At 73.2% G+C, this 19,155-nt stretch carries 22 protein-coding genes; 19 read left to right on the top strand and 3 right to left on the bottom strand.

Translation table 11 applies throughout. The features are described from left to right. The first annotated feature begins 9 nt into the window (after positions 1 to 9). From ffh to whiG, 17 genes are all read left to right on the top strand, one after another. Complete coding sequence (ffh, locus tag AC0I8G_RS24330) at positions 10 to 1,575, top strand: signal recognition particle protein (RefSeq protein ID WP_471732248.1); 1,566 nt, start codon at positions 10 to 12, stop codon at positions 1,573 to 1,575. Then, on the top strand, positions 1,572 to 2,642 hold the full coding sequence (locus AC0I8G_RS24325; protein ID WP_471732247.1) for an amidohydrolase family protein: 1,071 nt from the start codon (positions 1,572 to 1,574) through the stop codon (positions 2,640 to 2,642). Before ffh ends, AC0I8G_RS24325 begins: the two co-directional genes overlap by 4 nt. A gap of 139 nt (positions 2,643 to 2,781) precedes the next feature. Then, positions 2,782 to 3,180 (top strand): 30S ribosomal protein S16, encoded by a 399-nt coding sequence (gene rpsP / locus AC0I8G_RS24320; protein ID WP_328292071.1) that lies wholly within the window; start codon positions 2,782 to 2,784, stop codon positions 3,178 to 3,180. Between the two features lie 4 nt (positions 3,181 to 3,184). Further along, positions 3,185 to 3,424, top strand: coding sequence for an RNA-binding protein (locus AC0I8G_RS24315; protein WP_328292070.1), 240 nt, complete (start codon positions 3,185 to 3,187; stop codon positions 3,422 to 3,424). A gap of 99 nt (positions 3,425 to 3,523) precedes the next feature. Then, positions 3,524 to 4,048 (top strand): ribosome maturation factor RimM, encoded by a 525-nt coding sequence (gene rimM, locus AC0I8G_RS24310; protein ID WP_471732246.1) that lies wholly within the window; start codon positions 3,524 to 3,526, stop codon positions 4,046 to 4,048. After that, positions 4,045 to 4,884, top strand: a complete 840-nt coding sequence (gene trmD, locus AC0I8G_RS24305; RefSeq protein WP_471732245.1) for a tRNA (guanosine(37)-N1)-methyltransferase TrmD — start codon at positions 4,045 to 4,047, stop codon at positions 4,882 to 4,884. The genes rimM and trmD overlap by 4 nt, the downstream gene beginning before the upstream one ends. A gap of 134 nt (positions 4,885 to 5,018) precedes the next feature. Then, positions 5,019 to 5,372 carry a 50S ribosomal protein L19 gene (rplS, locus tag AC0I8G_RS24300; protein ID WP_011981971.1) on the top strand — a complete coding sequence of 118 codons (354 nt, stop codon included), beginning with the start codon at positions 5,019 to 5,021 and terminating at the stop codon, positions 5,370 to 5,372. 151 nt (positions 5,373 to 5,523) lie between these two features. Next, positions 5,524 to 6,183: a signal peptidase I gene (gene lepB, locus AC0I8G_RS24295; RefSeq protein ID WP_471732244.1), complete on the top strand. Its 660-nt coding sequence runs from the start codon at positions 5,524 to 5,526 to the stop codon at positions 6,181 to 6,183. Next, positions 6,180 to 6,923: a signal peptidase I gene (gene lepB / locus AC0I8G_RS24290; protein ID WP_471732243.1), complete on the top strand. Its 744-nt coding sequence runs from the start codon at positions 6,180 to 6,182 to the stop codon at positions 6,921 to 6,923. The genes lepB (AC0I8G_RS24295) and lepB (AC0I8G_RS24290) overlap by 4 nt, the downstream gene beginning before the upstream one ends. Beyond that, positions 6,920 to 7,711 carry a ribonuclease HII gene (locus AC0I8G_RS24285; RefSeq protein ID WP_471732242.1) on the top strand — a complete coding sequence of 264 codons (792 nt, stop codon included), beginning with the start codon at positions 6,920 to 6,922 and terminating at the stop codon, positions 7,709 to 7,711. The genes lepB (AC0I8G_RS24290) and AC0I8G_RS24285 overlap by 4 nt, the downstream gene beginning before the upstream one ends. Positions 7,712 to 7,718: 7 nt before the next feature. After that, entirely contained in the window at positions 7,719 to 8,045 is a 327-nt protein-coding gene (locus tag AC0I8G_RS24280) for a DUF2469 domain-containing protein (protein WP_011981967.1), read from the top strand. 248 nt (positions 8,046 to 8,293) lie between these two features. Beyond that, on the top strand, positions 8,294 to 8,653 hold the full coding sequence (locus tag AC0I8G_RS24275; RefSeq protein ID WP_471732241.1) for a YraN family protein: 360 nt from the start codon (positions 8,294 to 8,296) through the stop codon (positions 8,651 to 8,653). Further along, positions 8,653 to 10,206 carry a YifB family Mg chelatase-like AAA ATPase gene (locus AC0I8G_RS24270; protein ID WP_471732240.1) on the top strand — a complete coding sequence of 518 codons (1,554 nt, stop codon included), beginning with the start codon at positions 8,653 to 8,655 and terminating at the stop codon, positions 10,204 to 10,206. Before AC0I8G_RS24275 ends, AC0I8G_RS24270 begins: the two co-directional genes overlap by 1 nt. Beyond that, positions 10,203 to 11,390, top strand: a complete 1,188-nt coding sequence (dprA, locus tag AC0I8G_RS24265) for a DNA-processing protein DprA (protein WP_471732239.1) — start codon at positions 10,203 to 10,205, stop codon at positions 11,388 to 11,390. Before AC0I8G_RS24270 ends, dprA begins: the two co-directional genes overlap by 4 nt. Positions 11,391 to 11,499: 109 nt before the next feature. Further along, a complete protein-coding gene (locus AC0I8G_RS24260; protein WP_471732238.1) occupies positions 11,500 to 12,669 on the top strand; it encodes an RtcB family protein in 1,170 nt (389 codons plus the stop codon). A gap of 67 nt (positions 12,670 to 12,736) precedes the next feature. Next, positions 12,737 to 13,678 carry a tyrosine recombinase XerC gene (locus AC0I8G_RS24255; RefSeq protein WP_471732237.1) on the top strand — a complete coding sequence of 314 codons (942 nt, stop codon included), beginning with the start codon at positions 12,737 to 12,739 and terminating at the stop codon, positions 13,676 to 13,678. Positions 13,679 to 13,698: 20 nt separating this feature from the next. Next, entirely contained in the window at positions 13,699 to 14,736 is a 1,038-nt protein-coding gene (gene whiG, locus AC0I8G_RS24250) for an RNA polymerase sigma factor WhiG (RefSeq protein ID WP_380259705.1), read from the top strand. A 14-nt stretch (positions 14,737 to 14,750) separates the two neighbouring features. Here whiG and AC0I8G_RS24245 read toward each other — a convergent pair whose 3' ends face one another. From AC0I8G_RS24245 to AC0I8G_RS24235, 3 genes are all read right to left on the bottom strand, one after another. After that, positions 14,751 to 15,287: a murein hydrolase activator EnvC family protein gene (locus AC0I8G_RS24245; protein WP_471732236.1), complete on the bottom strand. Its 537-nt coding sequence runs from the start codon at positions 15,285 to 15,287 to the stop codon at positions 14,751 to 14,753. 95 nt (positions 15,288 to 15,382) lie between these two features. After that, positions 15,383 to 15,721 carry a TraR/DksA family transcriptional regulator gene (locus tag AC0I8G_RS24240; protein ID WP_380259703.1) on the bottom strand — a complete coding sequence of 113 codons (339 nt, stop codon included), beginning with the start codon at positions 15,719 to 15,721 and terminating at the stop codon, positions 15,383 to 15,385. Continuing rightward, positions 15,718 to 16,875, bottom strand: a complete 1,158-nt coding sequence (locus AC0I8G_RS24235) for a pyridoxal phosphate-dependent aminotransferase (RefSeq protein WP_471732253.1) — start codon at positions 16,873 to 16,875, stop codon at positions 15,718 to 15,720. Before AC0I8G_RS24235 ends, AC0I8G_RS24240 begins: the two co-directional genes overlap by 4 nt. Before the next feature lie 349 nt (positions 16,876 to 17,224). Here AC0I8G_RS24235 and rpsB point away from each other — a divergent pair, with 349 nt between their 5' ends. Together rpsB and tsf are read left to right on the top strand one after the other, a co-directional pair. Further along, complete coding sequence (gene rpsB, locus AC0I8G_RS24230) at positions 17,225 to 18,166, top strand: 30S ribosomal protein S2 (RefSeq protein ID WP_471732235.1); 942 nt, start codon at positions 17,225 to 17,227, stop codon at positions 18,164 to 18,166. Positions 18,167 to 18,279: 113 nt separating this feature from the next. Then, the gene (tsf, locus tag AC0I8G_RS24225) at positions 18,280 to 19,107 is read left to right on the top strand and encodes a translation elongation factor Ts (RefSeq protein WP_471732234.1); all 828 of its coding nucleotides are present in this window, start codon (positions 18,280 to 18,282) and stop codon (positions 19,105 to 19,107) included. Positions 19,108 to 19,155: the final 48 nt, after the last annotated feature.

The following is a 19,155-nucleotide window of genomic DNA, read 5'->3' as shown; positions in this document are numbered from 1 at the left end:
GCTGTGGGCGTGTTCGCCACGCTCTCCGACCGTCTCACCGCCACGTTCAAGTCGCTGCGCGGCAAGGGGCGCCTCACCGAGGCCGACGTCGACGCGACCGTGCGGGAGATCCGCCGGGCGCTGCTCGACGCCGACGTCGCGCTGCCCGTCGTGCGGGAGTTCACCTCCCGCATCCGCGAACGCGCCCTCGGCCTGGAGGTGCAGCAGAACCTCAACCCGGCCCAGCAGGTCGTCAAGATCGTCAACGAGGAGCTCATCGCCATCCTCGGCGGCGAGACGCGCCGGCTGCGGTTCTCCAAGAACCCGCCCACCGTGATCATGCTCGCGGGGCTGCAGGGCGCGGGGAAGACGACGCTGGCCGGCAAGCTCGGTCGCTACCTCAAGCAGAACGGCAACCGCCCGCTGCTCGTGGCCTGCGACCTGCAGCGCCCCAACGCCGTCAACCAGCTCCAGATCACCGGTGAGCGCGCGGGCGTGGACGTCTTCGCGCCCGAACCCGGCAACGGCGTCGGCGACCCGGTCTCGGTGGCCCGCCAGGGGCTCGAGCACGCGAACCACCACCACTACGACGTGGTCGTCGTCGACACCGCGGGCCGCACCGGTGTGGACGCCGAGATGATGCAGCAGGCCATCGACATCCGGGCCGCGGTCAACCCCGACGAGGTCCTATTCGTCCTCGACGCGATGGTCGGCCAGGACGCCGTCGCCACCGCCGAGGCGTTCCGCGACGGGGTCGGCTTCGACGGGGTCGTGCTCACCAAGCTCGACGGTGACGCCCGCGGTGGTGCCGCGCTGTCGGTGCGTCAGGTCACCGGCCAGCCCGTCATGTTCGCCTCCACCGGCGAGAAGCTCGACGACTTCGAGATGTTCCACCCCGACCGGATGGCCTCGCGCATCCTGGACATGGGTGACGTCCTCAGCCTCATCGAGCAGGCCGAGAAGGCCTTCGACGCCGACCAGGCGCAGGCGATGGCTGCCAAGTTCGCCGCCGACGAGGACTTCACCCTCGACGACTTCCTCCAGCAGCTCAACGCGGTCCGCAACATGGGGTCGCTGAAGAAGATGCTCGGCATGCTGCCGGGGATGGCGCAGATGCGTCAGCAGCTCGACGCCTTCGACGAGCGCGAGTTCGACCGCATCGAGGCGATGGTGCGCTCGATGACCCCGTTGGAACGACGTCAGCCGAAGATCATGAACGGTTCGCGTCGCGCCCGTGTGGCCGCCGGGTGCGGGCAGACGACCTCCTCGGTCAACGACATGCTCGAACGGTTCGGCCAGGCGCAGAAGATGATGCGCTCGCTGCGCAACGGCATGGCCGGCGGGACGGGCATCCCCGGGATGCCGGGCATGGGTGGCGGTGGCGCCTCCAAGAAGCAGAAGGCCCGCGTCGCCGCGGCCAAGGGCAAGAAGGGCAAGAGCGGCAACCCCGCCAAGCGCGCCCAGCAGGAGCAGGAGGCCGCCACCAAGGCGGTCAGCGTGCCCGGGTCCGCGTTCGGGACACCGGATCCGGAGAAGGGCTTCGACCCCGCCGACCTGAACCTGCCGAAGGGGTTCGACAAGTACCTCGGCCAGTGACCCTCCACCTCACCGGGCCGATCCTCATCGGCCCGGACGAGGTGGTCGGACAGGCGTGGGTCGTGGGGGGCCGGCTGACGTTCTCGAAGCCCTCCGGGGTCGCGACGACCGTGCGTGGGTGGGTCCTCCCCGGGATGGTCGACGCGCACTGCCACGTCGGGATCGGGCCGCACGGGCAGGTTCCCGACGAGGTCAGCGAAGCCCAGGCCCTCGCCGACCGGGCCGTCGGCGCGCTGCTGCTGCGCGACGCCGGCTCGGCGTCGGAGACCCGCTGGATCGACGACCGCGAGGACCTGCCGCGCATCGTCCGCGCCGGTCGGCACCTGGCCCGCACCCGCCGCTACCTGCGCGGGCTGGCCCACGAGATCGAACCCGAGGACCTCGTCGAGCACGTGCGGGTCGAGGCGCGGCGCGGCGACGGCTGGGTCAAGCTCGTTGGGGACTGGATCGACCGTTCGACGGGTGACCTCGCGCCCTGCTGGCCGGCCGACGTGCTGGCCGCGGGGGTCGCCGCCGCCCACGCGCTGGGCGCGCGGGTGACGGTCCACCAGTTCGGTGCGGACGGCGTCGAGGACCTGCTCGACGCGGGGGTCGACGGGATCGAGCACGGGACGGGGCTCCCGCCGGATCTCCTGGGCCGGGTCGCGGCCGCCGGGGTGGCCGTGGTGCCGACGTTGGTGAACATCGCGACGTTCCCCGGGATCGCCGACCGCGGGGCCGAGAAGTTCCCCCGCTACGCGGCCCACATACGTGCGCTGCACGCCCGTCGCCACGACAACGTCGCCGCGCTGCACGAGGCGGGGGTGCCGCTCTTCGCCGGGACCGACGCGGGCAGCGTCCTGCCGCACGGGCTGATCGTCGACGAACTTCACGAGCTCGTCGCGGCCGGGTTGTCGCGGACCGCGGCGCTGGACGCGGCGACGTGGTCGGCCCGGTCCTGGCTCGGGCACGACTCCCTCGTCGAGGGCGCGAGCGCCGACCTCCTGGTGCTGGAGGGGGACCCGCGGACCGACCTCGGGGTGCTGCGCCGGTCGCGGGTCGTGCTGCGCGGTCGGCTCGTCGCCTGACCTCTGGCACAATGGCGGTGCACTCGTTCGTCCAGGGACCCTCTCACCCGGGACCTACGCGTCCATGAGTTGCACCGCTCGGCGTCCCCACACCGAGGGGTTCCGCTCAACACACCAGAACCGGGAGACACCCCACACCGTGGCTGTCAAGATTCGCCTCAAGCGCATGGGCCAGATCCGCGCGCCGTTCTACCGCGTCGTCATCGCCGACTCGCGCAACAAGCGCGACGGTCGCTCGATCGAGGAGATCGGGCTGTACAACCCGATGACCGACCCCTCGACCATCGAGATCAAGTCCGAGCGCGTCCAGTACTGGCTCAGCGTCGGCGCCCAGCCGACCGAGCAGGTCGCGGCGCTGCTCAAGGTCACTGGTGACTGGCAGAAGTTCAAGGGCCTGCCGGGCGCCGAGGGCACCTACCGCGTCCCGACCCCGAACACGAAGCCCCCGCGCATCCCCGGCGGCGGTACCGCGAAGGTCGTCGAGACCCCGGCCGAGGCGCCCGCCGCCGCTGCCGAGACCCCGGCCGAAGAGTCCTGAGCCCGTGCTCGCGGACGCTCTCGAGCACCTGGTGCGCGGCATCGTCGGGCACCCGGACGACGTGAAGGTGACGTCGAAGACGTTGTCTCGCGGTGCGTTGCTCGAAGTTCGCGTGCACCCCGACGACCTCGGCCGGGTCATCGGCCGGGCCGGTCGGACGGCCAAGGCCCTGCGCACCGTCATCGGTGCGCTGGCCGGCGGCAAGCCGGTCCGCGTCGACCTCGTCGACGTGGACAAGCGCTGAGCTGAGCACCACCCGCAGCGCCGGGGTCGCCTTGGGCGACCCCGGCGCTGCTGCTTTCCCCCGAGTTCCCCGGAGTCTTCCCACGAGTCAGGAGCAGACGTGGAGTACGTCGTCGCCCGCATCGGGCGGCCGCACGGTGTCCGCGGTGAGGTGACCGTCGAGGTCCGCACCGACGACCCGGACACCCGGTTCGCGCCCGGTGCGGTCCTGCGCACGGACCCCGACCGCGGGCCGCTGACGGTCGCGACCGCGCGCTGGCACAACGGCACCCTGCTGCTCACCTTCGCCGAGGTCGAGGGCCGGACCGGGTCGGAGGCTCTGCGCAACACCCGTCTCGTCGTGGACCTCGAGGACGAGGCGGACCCCGAGGACGACGCCTGGTACCCCCACCAGTTGCAGGGTCTCGCCGCGGTGACCATGACCGGCACCCCGCTGGGCACGGTCAAGGACCTGCTCACCGGCGGTGCGCAGGACGTCCTCGTCATCACCGGGACCGACGGCCGTGACGTCCTCGTCCCCTTCGTCACCGCGCTCGTCCCCAGGGTCGACGTGAAGCGCGGCAAGGTCCTGCTGTCGCCGCCGGGCGGGTTGTTCGTCGAGCTCCCGGGGGAGCCCGAGGAGTGAGGCTCGACGTCGTCACGATCTTCGGGGAGTACCTGCAGCCGCTGCAGCTGTCCCTCATCGGCAAGGCGCAGGCGGAGGGTCTGCTCGACGTCCGGGTCCACGACCTGCGCGAGCACACCCACGACCGGCACCGCACCGTCGACGCACCGCCCTACGGCGGTGGCGCCGGTCTGCTGATGAAGCCCGAGCCGTGGGGCGAGGCGCTCGACGCGATCCTCGCCGACCCGCCGGAGGGCGCCGACCCGCGCGGACCCGTCCTCGTCGTCCCCTCACCGGTGGGGGAGGTGTTCAGCCAGCGCGCGGCCGTCGAGCTCGCCGCCGAGCCGTGGCTCGTCTTCGCCTGCGGCCGCTACGAGGGCATCGACGCGCGGGTCGTGGAGCACTACGGCACCCGCATCCGGGTCCGCGAGGTCTCCCTGGGCGACTACGTCCTCAACGGTGGCGAGGTCGCCGTCCTGGCGATCACCGAGGCCGTGGCCCGGCTGCTGCCCGGAGTCATCGGCAACGCCGCCAGCCTGACCGAGGAGAGCCACGCCCCCGAGCACGACGGGCTGCTGGAGCACCCCGCCTACACCAAACCCGCCTCGTGGCGGGGGCTGGACGTGCCCGCGGTCCTGGCGGGCGGCAACCACGGCGCGGTCGACCGCTGGCGACGCGAGCAGGCCCTGCGCCGCACCGCGACCCGCCGTCCCGATGTGCTGGCCCGCCTCGACCCCGCGCACTGCGACCGGCGCGACCTCGCCGTCCTCGCCGAGCTCGGCTGGACCCCCGGCGATCACGGATTCCAGGTCGAGCCCGCCGCTGTGGCAGACTGGGTCTACACCAACGAGCCGTGACGGCCGGTGACTGCTGCCCTCGGGCAGCGGAGGGTGCGCCTGCCACAGGGGGCGAGCCCCGCCGGAGCACCCGTCACGGGACCAGATGCCTGTAGCGATGACCTGTGGCGTCACCAGGGGAAGTGAGTACCACCATGAACCTGCTCGACAACGTCGACGCGGCCAGCCTGCGCACCGACGTCCCGGACTTCCGCGCCGGCGACACCCTCAACGTCCACGTCAAGGTCGTCGAGGGCAACCGCTCCCGCGTCCAGGTCTTCAAGGGCATCGTCATCCGTCGCACCGGCGGCGGCATCCGTGAGGCCTTCACCGTCCGCAAGGTCAGCTTCGGCGTCGGCGTGGAGCGCACGTTCCCGCTGCACACCCCGATCATCGACAAGATCGAGGTCGTGACCCGCGGTGACGTGAAGCGCGCCAAGCTCTACTACCTGCGCGACCTGCGCGGCAAGGCCGCTAAGATCAAGGAACGTCGCGAGCCCCGCGGCTGACCTCAGCAGCAAGCACCCGAGCCGGGTCCCGCTCTCGCGGGGCCCGGCTCGTGTCGTTCGGGGCGGGGCCCCGTCACGGCTGACTACAATCGCCCAGCCGCCTCGCTGACCCCTGCGACCCGCGGTGACGACCCCGCCAGGCAGGAGTTCCGTGACGACCACCCAGCCGCCCCAGACGAGCGGGCGGCAGCGCTCCCGGGGAGGTCGGGCCGTCCTCGTGCTGGCCATCGCCCTGCTGCTCGTCCTGCTGGTGCGCACGTTCCTGGTGCAGACGTTCTCGATCCCCTCCGACTCGATGCGGTCCACCCTCGAACCGGGGGAACGGGTTCTGGTCTGGCGCGTCGACGCGGCGGACGTCCAGCGCGGCGACGTCGTCGTCTTCGACGGCACCGGGACCTTCGACGACGCCCCGGCCGACCCCGAGGGCCTGGCCGCCGTCGGCGCGGCCGCCGCGGGGCTGCTCGGGTTCCGGCCCGGGGAGTCCGACTACGTCAAACGCGTCATCGGGCTGCCGGGGGACCGCATCACCTGCTGCGACGCGCAGGGTCGGCTGCTGGTCAACGGTGTGCCCCTCGAGGAGCCGTACCTCTACCCGGGGGACGCGCCCAGCGAGCTCCCCTTCGACATCGAGGTCCCCGAGGGCAGGCTGTGGTTGATGGGTGACCACCGCAGCGACTCCGTCGACTCCCGCTCGCACCTCGGCTCGCCCGGCGGCGGGACGGTCTCCGTCGACGACGTCATCGGGCGCGTGGTCGCGGTCACCTGGCCGTTCGGCTCCCTCGGCACGGTCGAGCGGGTGAGCGCCCGGTGACCGGGGAACGCGACGCCGAGGAGGGGACGACGAGGTCCGTGCGGACCCCGCCGCGGCGTTCCGCGGTCGGTGGGGTGCTCGCCGCGGTCAAGGAGGTCGTCCTGGTCGTGGTGGTGGCCCTCGTGGTCTCCCTCGTCGTCAAGACCTTCCTGCTGCAGGCCTTCTTCATCCCCTCGCAGTCGATGGAGGCGACCCTCGACATCGGCGACCGGGTCATCGTCAGCAAGCTGACCCCGGGGCCCTTCGACCTGCACCGCGGTGACGTCGTGGTCTTCGCCGACCCCGGGGGCTGGCTGAGCGAGACGGCCCCCACCCCGCGCGGGCCGGTCGGCACCGCCGTCGCGAAGGCCCTGACGTTCGTCGGCCTGCTCCCCGAGGAGTCCGACGACCACCTCATCAAGCGGGTCGTCGGCCTGCCCGGGGACCGCGTGGTGTGCGCCCCCGACGGCACCGTCACGGTCAACGGGACCGCGGTCGAGGAGCCGTACGTGTCCTCGACGTCGCCGCTGGAGACCACGTGCGACGTCACCGTGCCCGCCGGTGACCTGTGGGTGATGGGGGACAACCGCGCCGAGTCGGCCGACTCCCGCTACAACCAGGACAAGCCCTACGACGGCTTCGTGCCGATCGACCTCGTCGTCGGCCGCGCGTACGCCGTCGTCTGGCCCCTCTCGCACTGGACGTGGCTGTCCACCCCGTCGGACTTCGACCAGGTCAGCGGCGAGCGGGGGACGACGTGAGCCCCACCGCGCCCCGGCCGCGCCGGCCCTCGCCCTCGGTCCCGCCGTCGCTGCGCCTGGAGCGTCAGTTCCTGCGCGAGGGACGCACGCTCGTCGCCGGGATGGACGAGGTGGGCCGCGGTTCGCTGGCCGGGCCGGTCAGCGTCGGGGTGCTCGTGGTCGACGCGCAGACGCGCACCGCACCGACCGGGCTGCGCGACTCCAAGCTGCTCAGCCCCGCCGTCCGCGAGGTCCTGGCCCCCAAGGTCGCCCGCTGGGCGGTCGCCTCGGCCGTCGGGCACGCCGAGCCGGACGAGATCGACGCCATCGGCATCATCTCCGCCCTGCGCCTCGCCGGGCGCCGGGCGCTGGCCCAGCTGCCGGTGCTGCCGGACCTGGTGATCCTCGACGGCAACCACGACTGGCTGAGCGACCCCCGCGACCCGTCGCTCTTCGACGAGCTCGAGGGCCCGTCCACGCTGCTGCCCTGCGCGGCGCCACCCGTGACCACCCGCATCAAGGCCGACGTGTCGTGCGCGGCCGTGGCCGGGGCCAGCGTGCTGGCCAAGACGACCCGCGACGCGATGATGACCGCGCGCCACGAGGACTTCCCGCACTACGGCTGGGCCGGCAACAAGGGCTACAGCGCACCGGACCACCTCGAGGCGCTCGTCGTCCACGGCAGCTGCGAGCAGCACCGCCGGAGCTGGCGCCTGCCCGGTCTCGGGGCCGCCGTGCCCGCGCAGGCCGACGCGCAGGACGCGCTCTCGGACCTCACCTCCGACACCACGCTGTCGCGGAAGGCATGATGGTCCCGTGAGCGCCGAGGACCTCGAGAACTACGAGACCGAGATGGAGCTTCAGCTCTACCGCGAGTACCGGGACGTCGTGTCGCTCTTCTCCTACGTGGTCGAGACCGAACGTCGCTTCTACCTCGCGAACTCGGTCGACCTGCAGGTGCGGACGGCCGACGGCGAGACGTACTTCGAGGTCACCCTGCACGACGCGTGGGTGTGGGACGTCTACCGTCCGGCCCGGTTCGTGCGCGACGTGCGGGTGGTGACGTTCAAGGACGTCAACGTCGAGGAGCTGCAGAAGCGCGACATCGAGGTGCCGGACACCCCGGAGCTGCGCGACCGCTGAGGCACGGGACCACCCATCCGCGCGGTGGATGGTCCGATCCGTAACACTTCTGCCGCCGGTGCCGATGGACCGGCGGGACGCGCTCCGCTGCCGGGGGGTCGTCGGGGCGCGTCCCAGCTCCCGACGCGGCGGTCGCTGACGTCGCCGTCTCCACAGGACGCCCCGCGCCGACGTTGTCCACACCGGCGTCCTGCCCGGCCCACGCCCGCCCTCCCCGGCACGCACCCTTCTCGCCGGAGGTGGTGCACGTGCGCGCGAAGGACGCCGTGGGGCAGTACGGGGAACGGGTGGCCGCCCGGCGGTTGACCGAGGCCGGGATGACGGTCCTCGAGAGCAACTGGCGGTGCCGGCTCGGTGAGATCGACCTGGTGGCGCGGGACGGGGACTGCCTCGTCGTGTGCGAGGTCAAGACCCGCCGCAGCGAGAGCGCCGGCACGGCCCTGGAGGCCGTCACCCCCGACAAGGTCGCCCGCCTGCGCGGCCTCGTGGGGGAGTGGCTCAAGGCCCACCCCGGCGTCCACCCGGGGCAGGTGCGCCTCGACGTCGTCGCGGTCACCCTGCCGCCGCGGGGACCGGCCCGGGTCCAGCACGTCCGCGGGGTGTTCTGATGGCCCTCGCGCGCTCCCTCGCCGTGGGCCTGGTCGGCCTCGACGGCCACCTCGTCGAGGTCGAGGCCGACATCTCCACCGGGCTGCCGGCCTTCGTGCTCGTGGGGTTGCCCGACGCGTCGCTGCACGAGGCCAAGGACCGCGTCCGCGCGGCCGCGGCGAACTCCGGGTTCCCGCTGCCCCAGCAACGGATCACCGTCAACCTCTCACCGGCGACGCTGCCCAAGACCGGCAGCGGGTTCGACCTCGCCGTCGCGGTGGCGACGCTCACCGCGGCCGGAGTCCTGCCGCCGGAACCCTCCGCCGAGGTCGTCCACCTCGGGGAACTCGGCCTGGACGGCAGCGTCCGCGCCGTCGACGGCGTGCTGCCCGCGGTGCTCGCCGCCGCCCGCGCCGGGGTCAAGCGCGTCGTCGTCCCCGAGGCCACGGCCGAGGAGGCCGCCCTCGTCCCCGGGATCAGCGTCCGCGGGGTCCGGTGGCTGGCCGAACTCGTCGCCGACTACCGCGGCGACCCGGCCGTGGAACTCCCGGACGCGCCGCGGGCGTTCACGCCGCCCGCACCGCGACGTCCCGGGGGCGTCTTCGACCTCGCCGACGTCGTCGGCCAGCCCGAGGCGCGGTTCGGGCTGGAGGTCGCCGCGGCCGGCGCCCACCACCTGCTGATGAACGGTCCCCCGGGAGCGGGCAAGACGATGCTCGCGGCCCGTCTGCCGGGGCTGCTGCCCGACCTCGACGAGGAGGCCGCCCTCGAGGTCACCGCCGTGCACTCCGTCGCCGGCACCCTGCGCGGTCGGGCCGGGACGGCGCTCATCACCCGCCCGCCCTACGAGGACCCCCACCACACGGCGTCGGTGGCCTCCGTCGTCGGCGGCGGCAGCGGGATCCCGCGGCCCGGTGCGGTGTCCCGTGCCCACCGCGGGGTCCTCTTCCTCGACGAGGCCCCGGAGTTCGAGGCCCGCGTCCTCGACGCCCTGCGTCAGCCGCTGGAGCAGGGCGAGCTCGTCCTGCACCGCACCCGCGGTGCCGCCCGCTACCCCGCCCGGTTCCAGCTCGTGCTGGCGGCCAACCCCTGTCCCTGCGGGCGCAGCACCGGCAAGGGCCTGGACTGCACGTGCAGCTCACAGGCCCGCCGCCGCTACGCCGCGAAGCTCTCCGGCCCGCTGCTGGACCGCGTCGACGTGCAGTTGCAGGTGCAGGCGGTCACCCGGGCCGAGGTGGCCGACGCCCGCCCCGGGGAGTCGAGTGCCGTCGTCGCCGCCCGGGTCGCCGCCGCGCGCGCCGTCCAGGCGGAGCGGCTGCGCCGTCACGACGTCGCCACCAACGGCGAACTGCGCGGCCCGCTGCTGCGGGGCCCCCTGCGGCTGCCCCCCGCCGTGACCTGCGACCTCGACCGCGCCCTGGACCGCGGGGTCCTCACCCTGCGCGGGGTCGACCGGGTGCTGCGCGTCGCGTGGACCGTCGCCGACCTGCGCGGGGCCGACGCACCCGACCGCGACGACGTCGGACGCGCTCTCGCCCTGCGCGGGACCCTGATCGTCGGAGCGGGCGCGTGAACCGCCGTCCCGGTCCGGGGCAGGACGCCCTCCCGGCGACGGGTCGCGTGCCCAGCGTCCTGCGGGCCGCCCTGGCGGACGAACGCCTCGCCCGCGCCACCTGGAGCCGCCTCGCCGAACCGGGTGACGCGGCCGCCGCGCACCTCGTCGCCGAGGTCGGCGCCGTCACCGCGCTCGAGGCCGTGCTCACCGGACGCGGACCCGATCGCTGGCGCACCCGACTGCCCGACGTCGACCCCGCCTCCGACCTCGCCACCGTCCGCGCGGCCGGTGGACGGCTGCTCGTCCCCGGCGACGACGAGTGGCCGCAACGCCTCGCCGACCTCGACCACGACGGAACCGGCGAACGACCCCTCGGCGCACCGTTCTGCCTGTGGGTCCGCGGACCCGCGCACCTGCGCGAGGTCACCGCCCGCAGCGCGGCCCTCGTCGGCGCCCGCGCCGCCACCGCCTACGGCCAGCACGTCACCTCCGAACTCGCCGCGGGGGTGTCCGACCGGGGCTTCGCCGTCGTCAGCGGCGGAGCGTTCGGGATCGACGCCGCAGCCCACCGGGCGGCGCTCGCGGTCGACGGCGTGAGCGTGGCGGTGCTGGCCTGCGGGGTGGACCGCAGCTACCCGCCGGGCAACGCCGCGTTGCTGGCGCGTCTCGCCGAACGCGGTGCCCTCGTCAGCGAGGTCCCGCCCGGTTCCACCCCGACGCGCTGGCGGTTCCTGGAACGCAACCGGCTGATCGCGGCGCTCACCAGCGGGACGGTCGTGGTCGAGGCCGCGTGGCGTTCCGGCGCGCTCTCGACGGCGGACCGGGCCGAGCGGCTGATGCGACCCGTCGGGGCCGTCCCGGGGCCAGTGACCTCGCCCGCGTCGGCGGGCTGCCACCGGTTGCTGCGCGAGCGCGGGGCGGTCTGCGTCACCAGCGCCGACGAGGTCGCGGAACTCCTCGGCGAGCTCGGCCGGGAGGAGGTGGCCGTGCCGAGCGTCGAGCGACGGGCCTTCGACGGCCTGGACCGCGAGGAACTCCGGGTCGCGGAGTGCCTGCCGCGCCGGGGGAGCCACGGCCTGGAGCGGCTGGCGCGCGAGGCGGGTCTCGACCTGCCGCTCGTCCAGTCCGTCCTCGGCCGGCTCGAGCTCTCCGGGGTCGCGGTGCGGGACGCCGGCGGCTGGCGTTCGGGGGTGGCGGGGTGAAAACCCCTGGGAACCCGCGAGCGCGGCGGGTACCGTCGATCCTCGTGCCTGGCGCGGGAATCGTTGCCGCGCAGGCTCATCACCGGACGAGGAGTGGAGAGGAACCGTCGTGGAACGGCTGAACGGCAAACTGGTCAACTGGGCGTCGATCCTGGAGGAGAAGACGCGCCGGCAGGCCGAGACCGCCTCCACGATGCCCTTCGTGTTCCCGCACATCGCCCTCATGCCCGACGCCCACCTCGGCAAGGGGGCGACCGTCGGCTCGGTCATCCCCACGGACGGGGCGATCATCCCGGCGGCCGTCGGGGTGGACATCGGTTGCGGGATGATCGCGGTCCGTACCCAGTTCCGCGCCGACGACCTCGCGGGCCGGGACCTCTCGGTGCTGCGCGAGGCGATCGAGGGCAGCGTCCCGCTCTCGGCCGGGGCCGCGAACCGCGACGTCTCGGCGACCGCCCGCCCGCGGGTCGCCGAGCTCGAAGCGCTGCACCCCGACCGGGCGGAGTTCCGGGAGTCGCTGGCCCCCCGGTGGCGGACGGCGCTGGGCACGCTGGGCTCGGGGAACCACTTCATCGAGGTGTCGCTCGACGAGACCGACGCCGTCTGGCTGTTCCTGCACTCCGGGTCCCGCGGTCCGGGGAACAAGCTGGCGACCCACCACATCGCCGTCGCCCAGCGGCTGTGCGCGCAGTGGTTCATCGAGCTGCCCGACCGTGACCTCGCCTACCTCGTCGAGGGGACCCCGGAGTTCGACGACTACATCGCGGACCTGCGCTGGGCGCAGCAGTTCGCCCTGCTCAACCGCGAGGAGATGATGGACCGGGTCGCGGCCCGCCTCTCCGACTTCCTCGCGGAGGCGGTCGTGGAGCAGGAACGGATCAACTGCCACCACAACTACACCGAGCGGGAACGGCACTTCGGCCGTGAGGTCTGGCTCTCCCGCAAGGGGGCGATCCGGGCCGACGCGGGACGACCGGGACTGGTGCCGGGATCGATGGGCACCGCGAGCTACGTCGTGGTGGGCAAGGGCGACCGGCTCTCGCTGGACTCCTCCCCGCACGGCGCGGGGCGGGAGTTCAGCCGGTCGGCGGCCCGGCGGAGGTTCACCCACGAGGAGCTGCGGGAGGCGATGAAGGGCATCGAGAACCGCGACACCGACGCCTTCCTGGACGAGATCCCGGCCGCCTACAAGGACATCGACCGGGTCATGGCCGACGCCGCGGACCTCGTGGAGGTGCGTCACACGCTGCGTCAGGTGGTGAACGTCAAGGGGGACTGAGTCCCCCGACGCGGCCGGCGCGCGCGGCGTGGTTGCACGGATCGGCCGGACGGGTGACGGTGCAGGGGTGTCACCCGTCCGCTCCGAGAGCCCCCAGCAGCTGCTCGACGCCTTCGCGGCCCACCTGCGGGCGGAGCGCAACGCGTCGGCGAACACCGTGCGGGCCTACTGCTCCGACGTGCGGGACCTGCTGCAGCTGACCGTGCCGGTCGACGACGACGGGACCCTCGACCTGACGGTGCTGGGCCTGGCGGACCTGCGGGCGTGGCTGGCGGGGGCCGCCGAGGACCACGCGCGGTCGACGCTGGCCCGGCGGGCGGCGGCGGCGCGGACGTTCACGGCCTGGGCGCACCGATCGGGTCGTCTGCCGGGGGACCCGGGTCTGCGGTTGCAGGCGCCCAAGCGGGCCCAGCACCTGCCCCGGGTGCTCGGCGCGAGCCAGGTGGCGGGGGTCCTGGACGCGGCGGCTGCGGCGGCGTACGACGCTGCGCCGCAGCGGGATCCGTTGGTGCTGCGGGACAGCGCGTTGCTCGAGCTGCTGTACGCGACGGGCTGTCGGGTCGCCGAGGTGGTGGGCCTGGACACGGACGACGTCGATCTGGGGGAGCGCACGGCCCGCGTGCTGGGCAAGGGCGACCGCGAGCGGGTCGTCCCGTTCGGGGTGCCGGCGCGGGACGCGGTGCGGAGGTGGCTGGAGGAGGGGCGGTCGGGCCTGGTGGGACCGGAGTCCGGCTCGGCGGTCTTCCTCGGGCGCCGGGGCCGGCGGGTGGACCAGCGTCAGGTGCGGGCCGTGGTGAACCGGGCGACGGCGGCGTTGCCGGGGCCTTCGGCGATCTCCCCGCACGGTCTGCGGCACGCGGCCGCGACGCACATGCTGGACGGAGGAGCTGACCTTCGTAGCGTACAGGAGTTGCTCGGTCACGCTACGCTGTCAACGACGCAGATCTACACGCACGTCTCCGTGGACCGCTTGCGGAGATCGCACCGTCAGGCCCACCCCCGGGCCTGACCGTCCGGGGGAGGACCACGGTGGACTCAGGAGCGGGCCGCGAGCGTGCCACCACGCAGGAGACGGACCACAGCACCGGTTCCGACCTGCGCGTGGTCGAGGATGGACAGGAGCGCACCATCGACACCGTCGGAACGACCGAGGCCGACCAGAAGACCAACCGGGCCGTGGAGGCCGCCGCGGACGCCGCGGCCGGCAACGGGGCGCCGGTCGACGAGAACCGCCCGGCGGGTCGACCGCAGGCCAACGCGCGCTTCACCTCTCGCAAGGGTCCGCAGACCCCCGAGCAGGAGCAGGCCGAAGCGGCGCTGCGGGCCATGTGGGAGGAGTTCAAGTCGGGCGCCGATCCCGCGGTCCGCGAGCGGCTGATCATGCACTACTCACCGCTGGTGAAGTACGTCGCCGGTCGCGTCGGGGTGGGGCTGCCGCCCAACATCGAGCAGGCCGACCTCGTCTCCTACGGCATCTTCGGGCTCATCGACGCCATCGAGAAGTTCGACATCGAGCGCGCCATCAAGTTCGAGACCTACGCGATCTCCCGCATCCGTGGCGCGATCATCGACGAGCTGCGCGCGATCGACTGGATCCCGCGCTCGGTGCGCAGCAAGGCCCGTGAGGTCGAGCGCACCTACGCCTCCCTCGAGGGTGAGCTGCACCGCACCCCGACCGAGGTCGAGGTGGCGGAACGGATGGGGATCGCCCTCAGCGACCTGCACCACATCTTCAGCCAGGTGTCCTACGTCAACGTCGTGGCCCTGGACGAACTCCTCAGCGTCTCGGGGGAGAAGGGCGACAAGCTCTCCCTGGTCGACACCCTCGAGGACACCAAGGCCGAGGACCCGGTGCAGTCCTTCGAGAAGGAGGAGACGAAGTTCCTCCTCTCCCGGGCGATCAACCAGCTGCCCGAGCGCGAGAAGATCGTCGTCACCCTCTACTACTACGAGGGCCTCACCCTGGCCGAGATCGGTCGCGTCCTCGGGGTCACCGAGTCCCGCATCTGTCAGATGCACACCAAGGCCGTCCTGCAGCTGCGCGGCAAGCTCTCCGACGCCGAGTAGTCCACGGCGGCCGCTCACGGCCGACCCAGCGGCAGCAGGACGGGCGCGGCGGCCCGCAACCGGCCCAGCGGGTCCAGGTAGCGGTCACCGTCGCGCAGGCCGAGGTGCAGGCAGTCGGTCGCGCAGTGCGCCGGCCCCGACAGCGTCCCCAGCTGCTGACCGGCCTTGACCCCGCCCCCGCTCGACACCAGTGGGGCGAGGGGTTCGTAGGTCGTCCGCAGTCCGTCGGCGTGCAGCACCACCACGACCTCGCGGCCGGCCACCGGCCCGGCGAACGTGACCGTCCCGCCGTCGACGGCGACGACCGGCTGGCCGGGGGACGCGGCGAGGTCGACCCCGCGATGACCCGCCTCGTAGCGACCGACGTCCTCGAACCCCCGCAGCACCCGCGGCGGCTCCACCGGCCAGACCCAGGACCCGACGACCGCGCGCGTCGTCGGTGGGGACGCCGGTGCGCGGACGGTGGTCGCCACCACCCCGGCCATCCCCCCGGCCAGCCCCACCGCCGAGGCGAACGCGACGAGACCGGTCGGGAGGGCGGAGGGCAGCACCGGGACAGCCTCACCTGCCGAGCACCCCGTCGAGCGTCCCGGCGGACCGGCCGGGCGTCGTCTGTGGACGGTGCGACCCTGTGCACGGGTCGTCGTCACCGTCGTCCGGCGCACTCCACGCACGTCGTGGTCCACGGCCGGGCCGCGAGCCGTTCCGGGGCGATCGCCCGCCCGCAGACCGCGCAGGTGCCGAACCCCGGGTCCCCGACCCGCGCGAGTGCGTCGTCGAGGGCGTCGAGGCGCTCGCGCACCTGCTGCAGCACGGCTGCGACCTGAGCCCGCTCGAACGCCGTCGTCGAGCCCTCGGGGTCGTGCTCGTCGTCGGCCGTGCCCTCGGCGGCCGCCTCCAGCGCACTGGCGAGCTCGCGCTCCAGCCCGGCCGCCCGCACCGCGGCGTCGGCCCGTTCCGCCAGCAGCGTCTCGCGCAGGCTCACCGCGAGCGCAGGGCCTGCAGCCGGTCGCAGGCCTCCTCCAGCACCGCGTCGGACTTGCAGAACGTGAACCGGACCAGCGGCTCGACGGCCTGCGCAGCAACGCTCCCCGGTTCGCAGAACGCCGACACGGGAACCCCCACGACCCCGGCCAGGTGGGGGAGTTCGCGGCACAGCGCGGTGCCGTCGGAGTGGCCGAGGGGGCGCGGGTCGGCGACGACGAAGTACGTCCCGGCCGGGACGGACACCGCGAACCCGGCCGAGCGCAGCCCGGCGACGAGCAGGTCGCGTCGCCGTTGCAGGTCGCCGGCGAGCTCGGAGTAGAAGGAGTCCGGCAGCGCCAGCGCCGCCGCGACCGCCGGCTGGAACGGGCCGGCGTTGACGTAGGTGAGGAACTGCTTGACGGTGCGGACCGCGGCGACCAGCGGCGCCGGGCCGCTGACCCAGCCGACCTTCCAGCCCGTCACGGAGAACGTCTTCCCCGCCGAGGACACCGTCAGCGTCCGTCCGGCCATCCCCGGCAGGGTTGCCACGGGGACGTGGGCGCGGCCGTCGAAGACCAGGTGCTCGTACACCTCGTCGGTCACGACGACGGCGTCGAACTCGACGGCCAAGGCGGCGACGGCCGCGACCTCCTCGGCGGAGAGCACCGCCCCGGTCGGGTTGTGCGGGGTGTTCAGCAGGACGACCCTCGTGCGCTCGGAGAACGCCGACCGCAGCCCGTCGGGGTCGAGGACGAACCCGTCGGGGCCGGGGAGGAGGGGCACCGAGCGCTGCACGGCCCCGGCGAGGGCGATGACGGCGGCGTAGGAGTCGTAGGTCGGTTCGAGCACCACGACCTCGTCGCCGGGTTCGCACAGCGCCAGCAGGCTCGCGGCGACCGCCTCGGTGGCCCCGGCGGTGACCAGGACCTCCGTCGTGGGGTCGAGGGCGAGCCCGTAGAAGCGGTGCTGGTGCTCGGCGACCGCATCGAGCAGCGCGGGGACGCCGATGCCCGGCGGGTACTGGTTGTGGCCCGAGCGGATCGCGGTGACGGCGTCGTCGAGGATCGAGGCGGGGCCGTCGGAGTCGGGGAAGCCCTGTCCCAGGTTGACCGCCCCGGTGCGCACCGCGAGCGCGGACATCTCGGCGAAGATCGTCGGCCCGAAACGTCGCATGCGGGAGACCACGGGACTCCCCGCCAGAGTCGTCGCGGGAGTCGTCGCGGGGGCCGGGGAGGGCGCCGACGCGCCGCGGTCGAGACCAGTGCTCACGCGTCGTAGACTACGGGGGCACCCGGTACGCGCTCCGTGGCAGCGGAGTCCTCGGACTCCCGACCTCGGTGCTGCGTCCAGGGTGACATCGCGTCCCCGCTCCCTGCTCCGACGCAGGGGGGAAGCACCCTTTCGGTCCACCCGGTCCACCGGGTGGTGGGGTGCGCCACGAGGACCAGGCGCGGCGAGCCGACCGGCACGCTGCGGAAGAACCGATCGGCCCCGAGCGGGGCCGACACGAGGAGGACCACCCATGGCCGTCGTGACGATGCGCCAGCTGCTCGAGTCCGGTGTGCACTTCGGACACCAGACCCGCCGCTGGAACCCCAAGATGAAGCGCTTCCTCTTCACGGAGCGCAACGGCATCTACATCATCGACCTGCAGCAGTCGCTGTCGTTCATCGACCGCGCCTACGACTTCGTGAAGGAGACCGTCGCCCACGGCGGTTCCATCCTCTTCATCGGCACCAAGAAGCAGGCTCAGGAGTCCATCGCGGAGCAGGCCGCCCGCGTGGGCATGCCCTTCGTGAACCAGCGTTGGCTCGGCGGGATGCTGACCAACTTCCAGACCGTCTCCAAGCGGATCGCGCGCATGCGTGAGCTCGAAGAGGTCGACTTCGACGACGTGGCCGCCTCCGGCCTCACGAAGAAGGAACTGCTGGTCCTGAGCCGCGAGTACGCCAAGCTGACCAAGACCCTCGGCGGCATCCGCGACATGACCAAGGTCCCCTCCGCGGTGTGGATCGTCGACACCAACAAGGAGCACCTCGCCGTCGACGAGGCGAAGAAGCTGAACATCCCCGTCGTCGCGATCCTCGACTCCAACTGCGACCCCGACGACGTCGACTACCGCATCCCCGGCAACGACGACGCGATCCGCTCCGTCACGCTGCTGACCCGCGTCATCGCCGACGCCGTCGCCGCGGGCCTGCAGGTCCGCCACGGTGGCAAGTCGGAGTCCGACACCGAGCCGCTCGCGGCCTGGGAGCAGGACCTGCTCGCCGGCAGCGAGGGTGAGCAGTCCAGTGGCTCCGAGTCCACGGCCACCGCCGAGGCCTCCACCGCTCCGGAGGCCGCCGAGGCCGAAGCCGCCGAGGGCCAGCCGGCCGAGGTCGCTGCCGAAGCGCCCGGGACCGACGCTGCCCCCGAGGCCGACGCTGCGGCCGAGCCCGCCGAAGCCGCTGCCCAGGCCTGAGGCCCGCAGCACCTGACACAGGACGCCTGTGGTGACGCCCCGGGCCGTGAGGCCCGGGGCGTCCGCGCGTCCGCTCCACCCGAGAACCCCGATGGACGACGAGAGGAACGACCGTGGCTGCGTACACCGCCGCTGACGTCAAGGCGCTGCGCGAGAAGACCGGCGCGGGCATGCTCGACTGCAAGAACGCGCTCGTGGAGTCCGAGGGCGACGTCGAGAAGGCCATCGAGCTGCTCCGCATCAAGGGCCAGAAGGGCGTCGCCAAGCGCGAGGACCGCGACGCCTCCAACGGTCTGGTCGTCGTGCACACCGAGACCGGTCTCGGCGTCATGGTCCAGCTCAACTGCGAGACGGACTTCGTCGCCAAGAGCGCCGGTTTCGTCGCCCTCGCCCAGCAGGTGCTCGACCAGGCCGTGGCCGTCAAGGCCACCGACGCCGAGTCGCTGCTGGCCTCGGAGCTGGACGGCAAGACCGTGCAGGTGGTCCTCGACGAGGCCAACGCGACGATGGGCGAGAAGATCGTCCTGGCCCGCGTGGCCCGCGTGGAGGGCACCCACGTCTCCGCCTACCTGCACCGCACGGCGAGCGACCTGCCGCCGACGATCGGTGTGCTCGTGGCCCTCGACGGGGCCAACGAGGAGGTCGGCAAGGACGTGGCCATGCACGCCGCGGCCATGAGCCCGGTCTACCTCACCCGCGACGAGGTCCCGGCCGAGAAGGTCGAGAGCGAGCGCCGCATCGCCGAGGAGACCTCGCGGGCGGAGAACAAGCCCGAGGCCGCCCTGCCGAAGATCGTCGAGGGTCGCGTGAACAGCTTCTTCAAGGACAACGTCCTGCTGGAGCAGCCGTTCGCGAAGGACCCGAAGACGACGATCACCAAGCTGCTGGCCGCGGCGGGCGTGAACGTCACGTCGTTCGCGCGCTTCCGCGCCGGCGCCTGAGCACCACCGCAGTGACGTGGACGGGGCGGGGAGCCCGACGAGAGTCGG

This window comes from Kineococcus sp. AC630, assembly GCF_979255925.1.
Note: the sequence above shows the minus strand (reverse complement) of the source record. Positions and strands in the feature narration are given on the sequence as shown.